11 protein-coding genes are annotated in these 11845 nt (G+C 46.7%); all 11 read right to left on the bottom strand.

Annotation, left to right across the window (positions count from 1 at the left end; translation table 11 throughout):
* Nucleotides 1-35: 35 nt before the first annotated feature.
* The 11 genes from NSS95_RS03930 to NSS95_RS03880 all read right to left on the bottom strand — a co-directional run bounded on the left by NSS95_RS03930 (nucleotide 36) and on the right by NSS95_RS03880 (nucleotide 11774).
* Nucleotides 36-1226 carry a CDP-glycerol glycerophosphotransferase family protein gene (locus NSS95_RS03930; RefSeq protein WP_340713801.1) on the bottom strand — a complete coding sequence of 397 codons (1191 nt, stop codon included), beginning with the start codon at nucleotides 1224-1226 and terminating at the stop codon, nucleotides 36-38.
* Nucleotides 1219-1617, bottom strand: coding sequence for a glycerol-3-phosphate cytidylyltransferase (gene tagD, locus NSS95_RS03925; RefSeq protein ID WP_013858674.1), 399 nt, complete (start codon nucleotides 1615-1617; stop codon nucleotides 1219-1221). The genes NSS95_RS03930 and tagD overlap by 8 nt, the downstream gene beginning before the upstream one ends.
* Before the next feature lie 357 nt (nucleotides 1618-1974).
* Entirely contained in the window at nucleotides 1975-4839 is a 2865-nt protein-coding gene (gene uvrA, locus NSS95_RS03920) for an excinuclease ABC subunit UvrA (protein ID WP_340713800.1), read from the bottom strand.
* A complete protein-coding gene (gene uvrB, locus NSS95_RS03915) occupies nucleotides 4826-6826 on the bottom strand; it encodes an excinuclease ABC subunit UvrB (protein WP_026684185.1) in 2001 nt (666 codons plus the stop codon). Before uvrB ends, uvrA begins: the two co-directional genes overlap by 14 nt.
* Nucleotides 6827-7007: 181 nt before the next feature.
* The gene (locus NSS95_RS03910; protein WP_276211044.1) at nucleotides 7008-7253 is read right to left on the bottom strand and encodes a DUF2164 domain-containing protein; all 246 of its coding nucleotides are present in this window, start codon (nucleotides 7251-7253) and stop codon (nucleotides 7008-7010) included.
* Between the two features lie 14 nt (nucleotides 7254-7267).
* The gene (locus NSS95_RS03905; RefSeq protein ID WP_014095840.1) at nucleotides 7268-7513 is read right to left on the bottom strand and encodes a CsbA family protein; all 246 of its coding nucleotides are present in this window, start codon (nucleotides 7511-7513) and stop codon (nucleotides 7268-7270) included.
* Nucleotides 7514-7599: 86 nt separating this feature from the next.
* Nucleotides 7600-8244 (bottom strand): HD domain-containing protein, encoded by a 645-nt coding sequence (locus NSS95_RS03900; protein WP_071451775.1) that lies wholly within the window; start codon nucleotides 8242-8244, stop codon nucleotides 7600-7602.
* A gap of 115 nt (nucleotides 8245-8359) precedes the next feature.
* Nucleotides 8360-8689 (bottom strand): EamA family transporter, encoded by a 330-nt coding sequence (locus NSS95_RS03895; protein WP_071452402.1) that lies wholly within the window; start codon nucleotides 8687-8689, stop codon nucleotides 8360-8362.
* On the bottom strand, nucleotides 8679-9032 hold the full coding sequence (locus NSS95_RS03890; protein WP_071451774.1) for a DMT family transporter: 354 nt from the start codon (nucleotides 9030-9032) through the stop codon (nucleotides 8679-8681). The genes NSS95_RS03895 and NSS95_RS03890 overlap by 11 nt, the downstream gene beginning before the upstream one ends.
* Nucleotides 9025-10839 (bottom strand): DUF6020 family protein, encoded by a 1815-nt coding sequence (locus tag NSS95_RS03885; RefSeq protein WP_276211043.1) that lies wholly within the window; start codon nucleotides 10837-10839, stop codon nucleotides 9025-9027. The genes NSS95_RS03890 and NSS95_RS03885 overlap by 8 nt, the downstream gene beginning before the upstream one ends.
* Nucleotides 10827-11774: a glycosyltransferase family 2 protein gene (locus NSS95_RS03880; RefSeq protein ID WP_276211042.1), complete on the bottom strand. Its 948-nt coding sequence runs from the start codon at nucleotides 11772-11774 to the stop codon at nucleotides 10827-10829. The genes NSS95_RS03885 and NSS95_RS03880 overlap by 13 nt, the downstream gene beginning before the upstream one ends.
* Between the last annotated feature and the right edge of the window lie 71 nt (nucleotides 11775-11845).

Genomic DNA, 11845 nt, shown 5'->3' with positions numbered 1-11845 from the left:
CGGAATCTGTCCCGGAATTCCATTTTCCTGCAAACTCACCCATACATTCTTCCCTTTTTTTCGTCCTGTTCACGCAAATACTGTACCAGATCGCGGCTGGAGTGGCCGGCAGAGTATGTATTCCAGGTTCTTGAAAATGCTTCAATACTTCCCGCATCAAAAGAACCATTTTTAATCAAACCAATAATTTCTGCCGTCGTACACGCAATCGGCCCGGGGACAAGCCGGTCATACGGTTCCCACAACCCCCGTGTGGCCTGATAGCTTTCCAGATCATACGGATAAAAGATCATCGGGCGGCCTAATAGGGAAAACTCAAAAGGAACAGAAGAATAATCCGTGATCAAGTAATCCGTTACCACCAATAATTCGTTGATATTCATATCATGCGGGCAGTCCACTACAAAATCAGGATACTGCAGCAGCCCTGCCCCTTTGTTTACAGCCGGATGAAATTTCACAGCGAAAATATACTCATCCTTCAATGCATCATAAAGCCGGCCCCAATCAAGCGGCGCTTCAAAATGATCCGGATGCTGGTCCCTGAAAGTCGGAGCATACAAGATCACTTTTTTCTTTTGAAAGGCAGGATACCGTTTGTACAGCTCCCTCTTTATGTCCCGAATCCTGTTTTGGTCAAAAAAAAGATCGGTCCGTGGTATGCCTGTGCAAAGAAAATTTTCAGGAGGAAGCCCGAAAGCCCTCATAAAAATATGCTTCATTTTTTCAGACCCCACCACTACCCGGTCAAAATGGGCATACACTTTTTTAAACCGCTTCAATGCACGCTTGCCCCTCGTGCGGATCGTTTTGTCTTCAAGGCCAAACGTTTTAACAGCCCCTGCTGCATGCCAGAGCTGGATGCACTCCACCCCTTTTTTAAACCGGGCGGCAGCCAGGAAACCATAATAATTATCAACAATCACAAATTTCGATGTCGCAATGTTGTATATGCTGCGGATAAAATGCTGCAAATTTTTCATTTCAAACAGAAATACCTTCTCTTGCCGGACGGTTTCCGCAACACGGCGATAGCAGGAAGAAGTACAAACGAACACTACCTGAAAAGGATCGGGATGCTTTTTCAATTCCTCATACACATATAAACTGTTCTGCTCAAATGAAACGACAAATGTGATTTTCCTTTTCAAAGGAAAAATTTTACACAATGTAAAAAGCACGCGAAAAAGCAGGAAGTATAAGGAAATGAACAGTTCCCTAACCATTTTTCACAGAGAAGAGGTCCTTCTTAATTTTTGACGTAGAGATGCCAACCGTCCGTGGCAGGTAAACCACTTCACAATAATCCTTCAGAAAATCAAATTTGCCTTTCCAGTCATCGCCCATCACGAAAACATCGACATTGTATTTTTTAATATCGTCTATTTTTTGTTCCCACGAATGTTCCGGTATGACCTGGTCAACGTAACGGATCGCTTCCAAAATTAATTTCCGGTTTTCATAGCTATGGTACGATTTTTTATTTTTGATTTCGTTAAATTCATCCGATGAAAGGCCGACGATTAAATAGTCGCCTAATGCTCTTGCGCGTTTCAGTAAATTGATATGCCCCCAATGGAGAAGGTCAAATGTTCCGTATGTGATTACTTTTTTCATACAGTTCTCTCCCTGCTAAATGTAATAGGCAACATTCCTGCACAATGCGACACTTTTCATTATTTTTCCCTAATCTTTACTCATTATATGTCTATTTCAAGCAGAATTCAAATACTTCTTCAAGAAGCGGGCGCCGGGTTTTCCCCTATGTACGAGGGTCCCTCCCACAAGCGGGGAGGAACGCCATACAGTGAGCACGCCGGTTTTCCACGTAATAGAAAAAATGGCCAAAAGACACCGTACATCCCGCATTCAGTTATTCATCCGGCAGGGCAGGAGGTAGAGAAACGCGGGCGTCCGGGACTTTAGGCGCGAACACAGCCAGAGTCGCACTTATGAAAAAACAAAAAGCATGCCTCAGCGCGCCAGGTTTTCTATTTCTTTTTCCATTCTTTCCCGGTCGCGTTCCAACACCGGTTTCAAATATTTTCCGGTGTAGGAGGTTGGGTGTTCCGCAACTTTTTCCGGCGTACCGGTAGCAACAACGGTTCCGCCGCCATCTCCGCCTTCCGGTCCGAGGTCAATGATATAGTCGGCGGTTTTGATGACATCGAGGTTATGCTCGATCACAAGCACCGTATCGCCGTTTTCCACCAGCCGCTGCAGCACATCAAGCAGTTTGGCAATATCATGGACGTGAAGGCCGGTTGTCGGTTCATCCAAAATATAGAAAGAACGGCCGGTCGAACGCCGGTGCAGTTCGGATGCGAGTTTCACGCGCTGCGCTTCGCCGCCGGACAAGGTCGTTGCCGGCTGCCCGAGCTTAACATACCCAAGGCCAACATCCGCAATGGTCTGCAGTTTCCGCCTGATTTTCGGAATGTTTTCGAAAAAGGAAATCGCATCTTCCACCGTCATATCGAGTACATCTGCAATATTTTTGCCTTTGTATTGAACTTCGAGCGTTTCGCGGTTGTACCGTTTGCCGTGGCATACTTCACACGGTACGTACACATCCGGCAAAAAGTGCATTTCAATTTTGATAATCCCGTCGCCGTGGCAGGCTTCACAGCGGCCGCCTTTGACGTTAAAACTGAACCGCCCTTTTTTATAACCGCGGATTTTTGCTTCGTTCGTGGAAGCAAACACGTCGCGGATATCATCGAACACGCCGGTATAGGTCGCCGGGTTGGACCGCGGCGTCCTGCCGATCGGGGACTGGTCGATGTCAATGACTTTGTCGAGATGCTCAATGCCCCTGATTTCTTTGTAAGCGCCCGGTTTTGCTTTTGCCCGCTGCAATTTTTGGGCAAGCGCCTTATGCAAAATTTCATTGACAAGCGTGCTCTTTCCGGAACCGGAGACACCGGTTACGGCAATAAACAGGCCGAGCGGGAATTTTACATTGATGTTTTTTAAATTATTTTCTTTTGCGCCTCTGATTTCAATAAAACGGCCGTCCCCTTTCCGCCGTTCAAGAGGAAGCGGGATGAATTTCTTTCCGGATAAATACTGGCCGGTGAGTGAATCCGGATTTTTCATGACTTCGCGCGGCGTGCCGGCCGCAACAACCTTTCCGCCATGGACGCCTGCCCCCGGGCCGATGTCAATTAAATAGTCTGCGGCAAGCATGGTATCTTCGTCGTGTTCGACAACAATAAGCGTATTGCCGATATCAGCCATTTGCCTGAGCGTTGCAATCAGGCGGTCATTGTCGCGCTGATGGAGGCCGATCGACGGTTCATCGAGAATGTATAAAACGCCTGTAAGCCGCGACCCGATCTGCGTCGCAAGCCGGATACGCTGGGCTTCGCCGCCGGAAAGCGTACCGGCAGAACGGCTCAGCGTCAAATAATCAAGGCCGACATTAACGAGAAAACCGAGCCGGGATTCGATTTCGCGCAGGATCAGCCGGGCGATCGCCTGCTCTTTTTCCGTCAATTCAAGATTGGCAAAAAAGGTGCGGGCTTCCGCGATCGAGTAATCCGTCACTTCACTGATATGTTTACCGCCCACTTTCACAGCAAGGCTTTCCGGTTTCAGGCGGTAGCCTTTGCATTTCGGGCATGGCTGCTGGGCCATATATTTTTCCATCTGCTCGCGCGTAAAATCGGAACTGGTTTCGCGGTAACGGCGTTCGATATTGTTCAGTACGCCTTCAAATTGAATCATATTGTCGCGCACCTGGCCGAAATCATTTTCATAATGGAAATAAATCCGTTCGTTGCCGGATCCGTATAAAATGATCTCCATCTGATGCTTTGGCAAATCTTTTACAGGCGTGTCCATGTCAATGCCAAAATGCTCGCACACCGCTTTTAAGAGCTGCGGATAATATTGTGAGCTGATCGGTTCCCACGGGGCGATCGCGCCTTCATTGAGCGTAAGCGAGGCGTCCGGAATGACAAGGCTTGGATCCACTTCAAGCTTTGCCCCGAGCCCGTCACATTCCGGGCAGGCGCCGAACGGGCTGTTGAACGAAAACATGCGCGGTTCCAGTTTGTCGATCGAAAAGCCGCAAATCGGGCAGGCAAGATGCTCGCTGAACAGCAGTTCCTCTTCTCCGATCACATCAATTACCACACGCCCGTCCGCCAATTTCAGCGCTGTTTCAAGCGAATCGGCCAGGCGGGGCTCAATTCCGTCTTTTACGACAATACGGTCAACAACGATATCAATGGAATGTTTTTTGTTTTTGTCCAGCTCGATTTCTTCGCCGAGGTCGAGCATTTCCCCGTCAATGCGGACGCGGACGAAACCCTGTTTCTTAATATCATCCAGCAGTTTCACATGCCGGCCTTTTTTACCCGATACCACCGGGGCAAGCACCTGGAGCCGTGTCCGTTCCGGACATGCCATGATCCGGTCCACCATTTGTTCGACCGTCTGCGAAGCAATTTCAATGCCATGGTTCGGGCAGATCGGGTGGCCAACGCGAGCATACAGAAGCCGCAAATAATCATAAATTTCTGTTACCGTCCCGACGGTGGAACGCGGATTGCGGCTCGTTGTCTTCTGGTCGATGGAGATTGCCGGGGAAAGGCCTTCAATCGCATCCACATCCGGCTTGTCCATCTGCCCTAAAAATTGCCGGGCATAGGCGGACAGCGATTCAACATAGCGCCGCTGCCCTTCCGCATAAATCGTATCAAATGCGAGCGAAGATTTTCCGGACCCGGACAATCCCGTCAGCACAACAAGCTGGTCCCGCGGCAAGGTTACATCAATATTTTTTAAATTATGGACACGGGCCCCTTTTACTTCAATTTTATCTAATACCATTGTGGTCGTCACCTGCTTTCAGTTCTAAAAGGGCATCACGGTACCGGGCGGCTTGCTCGAAGTCAAGCGCTTTTGCCGCTTCTTTCATCTTTTCTTCCAGTTCTGCAATCATCCGTATGCGTTCTTCTTTCGTCAGCGGCTTTTTCGTTTCTTCCGCTTCATACGGCGTTGCATCTTCCGCCGCATAGGTCGCGTGGATTGTATCGCGAATATCTTTCTGGATCGTTTTCGGCGTGATGCCATGTTTTTTGTTATAGGCTTCCTGGACGGCACGGCGCCGTTTCGTTTCGCTGATCGCTTTTTCCATCGAATCCGTGATTCTATCAGCGTACATGATCACTTTGCCGTTTGCATTCCGAGCGGCGCGGCCGATCGTCTGGATCAGTGACCGTTCGGAACGCAGGAAGCCTTCCTTATCGGCATCAAGAATAGCAACAAGCGACACTTCCGGGATGTCCAGCCCTTCCCGGAGCAGGTTGATGCCGACGATACAATCATATTTGCCGAGACGGAGATCGCGGATAATTTCAATCCGTTCGAGCGTTTTTACTTCGGAGTGGAGATACTGGACTTTAATGCCCACTTCTTTCAAGTAGTCCGTTAAATCTTCCGCCATTTTTTTCGTCAGTGTCGTGACAAGCACGCGCTCATTTTTTTCAATCCTGTCCTGAATTTCCCCGAGTAGGTCGTCGATTTGCCCTTCGATCGGCCGCACATCAATTTCCGGATCCAAAAGGCCGGTCGGGCGGATAATTTGTTCCACCATTTTCGGCGTATGCTCAAGTTCATACGGCCCCGGTGTAGCGGATACGCAAATCATTTGCGAAATATGTTTTTCAAATTCTTCAAACCGGAGCGGTCGGTTGTCAAGCGCAGACGGCAGCCGGAACCCGTGGTCGACGAGCACCTGCTTGCGCGCCTGGTCCCCATTAAACATTCCCCTTATTTGCGGGAGCGTAACATGGGACTCGTCAATGACGAGCAGAAAATCTTTCGGGAAATAGTCGAGAAGCGTATACGGCGTCGAACCGGGCGGGCGCAGCGCCAAATGGCGGGAATAGTTTTCAATCCCGGAACAAAAGCCCATTTCCCGCATCATTTCCAGATCATAGCGCGTTCGCTGTTCGAGCCGTTGCGCTTCGAGCAGTTTACCGTTATCGCGGAGCTCTTTCAGCCGTTCTTCAAGTTCCGCTTCAATATTCCGGATCGCAATCTGCAGTTTCTCATTGCGCGTAACGAAGTGGGAAGCCGGGAAAATCGCCACATGGTCGCGGTCACCGATAATCTCGCCGGTCAGCGCGTCGACTTCGCGGATCCGGTCAATTTCGTCACCGAAAAACTCGACACGAATGCAGTGTTCATCGCGCGAAGCCGGGAAAATTTCGACGACATCGCCGCGCACGCGGAACGTCCCGCGCTGGAAGTCAATATCATTGCGGGCATACTGAATATCAACAAGCCGCCGCAGCAGCTGGTTCCGCTCAATTTCCATCCCGGTCCGGAGCGAGACGACAAGCTCGCGGTATTCTTCCGGCGAACCTAAGCCGTAAATACAGGAGACGCTCGCAATAATAATGACATCATTGCGCTCAAACAGGGCAGACGTTGCCGAGTGCCGCAGTTTGTCAATTTCATCATTAATGCTTGCATCTTTTTCAATATACGTATCGGTTTGCGGCACGTACGCTTCAGGCTGGTAATAATCGTAATAACTGACGAAATACTCTACTGCATTGTTCGGGAAAAACTCCTTAAACTCGCTGTACAATTGCCCGGCCAGCGTTTTGTTGTGGGCAATGACAAGCGTCGGCTTATTCACTTCTTTAATCACATTCGAAACCGTAAACGTTTTTCCCGTTCCGGTCGCCCCGAGCAGTGTCTGAATCTTTTTGCCTGCACGGATGCCGTCCACAAGCTGGCGGATCGCTTCCGGCTGGTCCCCCTCCGGCTTGTATTTCGAAACAAGTTCAAAAGCATGCTGTTCCATCCATGAGCCTCCTTAACCGGCATCATCTATTTCAACCTTAAAAGGCGTTCTTCGTCTTTCAGTCTTTTTATTTTAACATAAATCCTGCCCTGTCTCCAACAAAAAGCGAACAAGTTTTCTATCTTTTTCATAAGAAAGAACGGTAAGGATTTTCCCTACCGCTTTTAGGAACGGATGGCCGTTATTTCACCGGGATTTCCAGGGCGTACCATTCTTCTTCAAGACGTGCATTTTGCCCTTCCCATATTTTCTTCGCATCCTCAATTCCCTTATTATAGTAGTGTGCCGCAAGCTTTTCCTGAAAAAAATCAAAATACGCCTGTGCGGCAATCACGCCGATTTCTTCACCTGTCTGTTCCCAGACAAATTGCTGTATTTCCCGCAGAACAGGCTGCTTTTCTGCAGGGTTCATTTTGAATCCGGTCATGGGCGCCTCCGTCTTCATTTTTTCATTCCTTTTTTCATCTTTGCCTTCCGTATCATTGTATTAGCAAAATAAAACCCGATTGTCAATGAAGCTGCATCCACGATATACACCGGCCACGTGCGCGTATAGCCTTTATAAACGGAAGCGACAATGAGCGCAACCGTAAGGATCAGCCCAATCACCTGGTTAAACGTAACCCGCGAAAAAAAGATGACGAGAAAGCATGGAAAAACAGCGGCTACCACCAATTGAACGATCATCCTCACCCCACTCCAAGCCCTTACTTCTGCTATCCCTATTTTTTAACATTCCACCCGAAAATACAAGAAAAATCATTGAAAATGAATTATCTTTTGAATTCATTTTCAATGATTTCATCTGTAATGCCGCGCAACTGGCTCCGTTCGATAAAACGTTCTGCGAGCAGATCAGGCAAAATGGACGTTAAAAAGTATTGGACGGATGCAAGCCCCGAAAACCGCAAAATGGTCCGCAGCGATTCCTCGTAAATTTCCAGAAACAGCGGCTCCGGATTGCCTTTTTGGATTTCCCCGAAAGATTCATACAAAAGATCGACTTTGTCGGAAACGGATAATATTTTTCCTTCTAACGTATCGTCTTTGCCTTCTTTGAACAAGTCAAAATAAATATCCCGGTATTCTTCCGGAAACACGCCGTTGATAAAGTTTTTCGTCATTTCTTCCTCGACTTGTTTGAACAACTCATGCAGCTCTTTTGAAGAATATTTGACCGGCGTTTTGATGTCGCCTGTAAACAGTTCCGGATAATCATGATTCAGCGCCTTTTGGTAGAGCGCGCGCCAGTTCACTTTATTGCCGGCTTTCTCTTCCACATGGCCGAAAAACTGGGCGATTTTTGCCACTTTAAAAGAATGGGCTGCCACCGAATGTTCTTGAAATTTAAATTTGCCCGGGCAACGGTAAATTTTTTCCAGGTCAGACAAACTTTTAAAATATTGGTGAACCCCCATCCTGCTCCCTCCTTGCTGTCCGATTTTCTTTTCTTATAGGATTGGGACTGGTTTTTTGATATTTCCACTATTCTAGAAAAAAATAAACCCAGCGTCAAGCAACTGGGTTTAAAATCTACATGGTAAGGAAAAATGCCCCTGTAATGACCAGCAGAATCCCGAACCATTTTCTCCTGTTCATTTTTTCCGACAAAAAAAGGGAAGAAAGGATCAAGGTCCAAATATAGGTGATGGAGGTTAATGGATACACAATCGTATACGGCATCATTTTCAGCAACTGAATATTCAGCAATGCCCCTAATACATAGAGAACACCGCCAATACCAAGATTGACAATGAAAAATCCGCTCAGCTTTAATCCTCTGGAAGTGCATTTTTTGAAAAAGAACCCCCCCAATGACCCTAACAGCGTCATGCATAGAAGCAGTACAAGCTTAATCAGCATCCCCGCCCCCTATCAGCGCTGCCCCTGCAAAAATGATGCAAGTGCCGATGATTTTGAAAGGCGTCATATGTTCTCCCAAAAAAATGCTCCCAAGGAAAAGGGAAAAAATATACCCCATACTTAAAAGCGGGTGAAGGACAGAAAGATCCCCGAAACGAAATGCAACAATCATCAGCAGGGCGCCGCAAAAATAGAGAAAAAAGCCGATCACAAAGTATCCATCCAAAAAATGGCCGGACATTTTCCACAGCATCTGTCCGACAGAGGTGGAAAATGCCGCAAGCACAATCAGCAAAATGCCCGTTTTATTTTTACGGATCGATTGAAAAATAGAATTACCCATGGCTATCACGCTTTCTGCTTGTTAATGTTGCAAGGAAGAAAAACGGCACCGCCAGCAAAAAGTTTGGAAAAAAGTAGCGGATGTCCTGGGCCGGAATCGCCGCGAACATGGAACCGAGATTTAAAAACATCGGAACAGCCGCGAGCACAAATCGCCAGTTTCCTTTTAAAATGGCAGTAAACAAAAACAAAAGGATGAGATACAAATAGAACGCCGGCATCATAAGCACACGGAGCATCCCTTGTGAAAACGTCTGATTGATTTGCGTAATGCGCGACGAAAGTTTTGTATTCGCCAAATCCGATCCATAATCTTTATAATAGAACCATTTATAATGAACATGATATTTTTGCACATTCTTTTGTGTCATAAAATAAACGGGGCGGTACTTTTCAAAATCCTTGTTCCGGAAAATCGGGCGGCGCAACTCTTCGCCGGAAATGTACAGTTTCCACGAAAGCTTTTCCTGATCGTAAAAAGCATCCAAAGCAAGTTTTGGATTTTGCCGGCATAGCGCGAACCACGTACTGAAAAAGGCTTTTTTATGGGATTTAATATACGCACGGTCAAAGTGCGGCGTAAACTTAATCCGATCAACGTCTGTCGGCTGATAATATTTTTTCCAATCTTGAATCGGCATCACCTGATTGATCACGGCTCTTTGGGCAGGCGTTATATGCCCGTTTTCCTTCACAATTCTTCCAATCTGCTGGTAAAGAATGGAATACGATTCCGTTTCATCAGCCGGAAGCACTTTGTAATGCTTGTAAATCGGGCCTGTCACCACCAGAAACGTAATGACCGCAAGCGCGAAAACGCCATACATATACCAATACCGTTTTCGCAGGAAAAAAAGAAAAATAACAATCGTTGCAAGTAACACCGGCCAGCCGTTATGCCGGTAAAAAATGACACCGCAAACGGATAAGTACAGAAACAGCAAATGGGGGAACGATCGCAGCCATTTGCCGTTCGAATCAATGATCTGGATCAGCATAACTGTAAACGCCAGCAGAAAATAACTAAACAACGTATCTTTCCAAATCACGACAGAATAAAGCGGGATAAGCGGCAAAAAGCAGAAAAACGCATACCCCAGCCATAAAACCGGCTTTTTGATCCTTAATTTTTCAAATACATAAAAGACGTATCCGGTAATCAGTGCTGTTAAGATGAACTGGAAAATCACATATGATGCCGGCGTATCCCATATGTGGGCCGTAAACTTAATGAGCCATGTCATCACAGCAGGATGCCAGTCATTGTAAAAAGTGGAGTGCGCCTGCTGCCACTGATTGACAGAATCAGCCATTAAAATGCCCGGATAAAAAGCCCAGAAGTACAGAAGGGAGATCAATAAAGGCAGGGTTGAAAAATAAAGAATATGCCTCCTGGGAACATCCCCTTCTGCCCGGCTCTCTGTTAAAGAATACAGTATTTTGACCGCCAGCAGCATGGCAAATAGCAAAAACACAATCGTTGCAAGATAAATAAGGCAGTTTATCAAAAAGGGCTGGTGCGCCAGATGCTGCTGCGGCCCTTTTAAGGCAAATGTGACAATGACCGAGAGCACAAGGGAAAAAAGAAAAGAACCCCATTTTAAAGGGCGCTTCATTCGGCCAATATTCCAAAAAATGGCACCGTATGCCAGAAAGCTACCGGCCAGCGCGAAAAAAACCGGATACCAACCGGGCACGCTTTTAAAAGAATAAGAAAAAAGCAGAAAACCGGGCCCTACCAAGATGCCGATCACTAAACTAAGTACCGCCTGCATGGTCTTTTGATGCGCAAACATTACCTGCTCCATTCCTTTTCTCTTTTTAATTCTTCGTAAACGGCGTGAAGCTCCATTTCATATTGCTTGCGGGAGTGGCTGACAACCGTATCCAGAATGAGCGCACAGGCAAAAGAAAGCATGGCCATCAGGACAAGACCGACTGCCAGGATCGCTGACGGTACTTTTGTAATGTAATGGGTGTGGAAAAATTCCACAATAACCGGCACGCCCGCTACGAGCCCGAAAATAAGCAAAATGACGGCCCAAAATGTGAAAAATAGCATCGGTTTGTAATCTTTAAAAAGGGTAAAAATCGTTTTGATTACCTTCAGGCCGTCGGAAAAAGTGTTGAGTTTTGACTCGCTCCCTTCCGGACGATCGCGGTAGTCAATGGGAATTTCTTTGATTTTAAATCCTTTATCGAGCGAATGGATGCTCATCTCTGTTTCAATTTCAAAACCTTTGCTTACCACAGGAAAAGAACGTACAAACAAGCGGTTAAATGCACGGTATCCCGTCATAATATCCTGGATATTGCTTTTGTAAAGCTTGTTGATTAAACTTCTTACCAAATTGTTTCCCAGGTTATGAAAAGCCCGTTTATTTTCTTTTTCGTAAGTGCCGTTTGACAGCCTGTCCCCAATGGTCATATCGGCTTCGCCTGTTTTTAAAGGCTCTAACAATTGATGTACAAATTCAGCAGGATACGTATCATCCCCGTCTACCATTACATAGTAATCTGCATCAATTTCAAAGAACATGGCTCTTACGACATTGCCTTTTCCCTGGCGTGGTTCTTTTTTTACAATGGCCCCGTTTTCCCGGGCAATTTCATATGTACGATCCGTTGAATTATTATCATAAACATATATGTCCGCGTCAGGCAACTCTCTCTTAAAGTCCCGGATCACCTTTGCAATCGTCAGTTCTTCGTTATAACAAGGAACCAAGACGGCTGTTTTCATTGTTGCTCCTCCAAATCATTACTGATTTTATCATTCGCCATACAGTACTGAACTATTATAGCACGAGGAGA

It is taken from the genome of Weizmannia sp. FSL K6-3076 (assembly GCF_038007245.1).
Lineage (GTDB): Bacteria > Bacillota > Bacilli > Bacillales > Bacillaceae_C > Weizmannia > Weizmannia faecalis.
The sequence above is the reverse complement of the archived record's forward strand: the minus strand, read 5'-3'. Positions and strand labels throughout refer to the sequence as shown.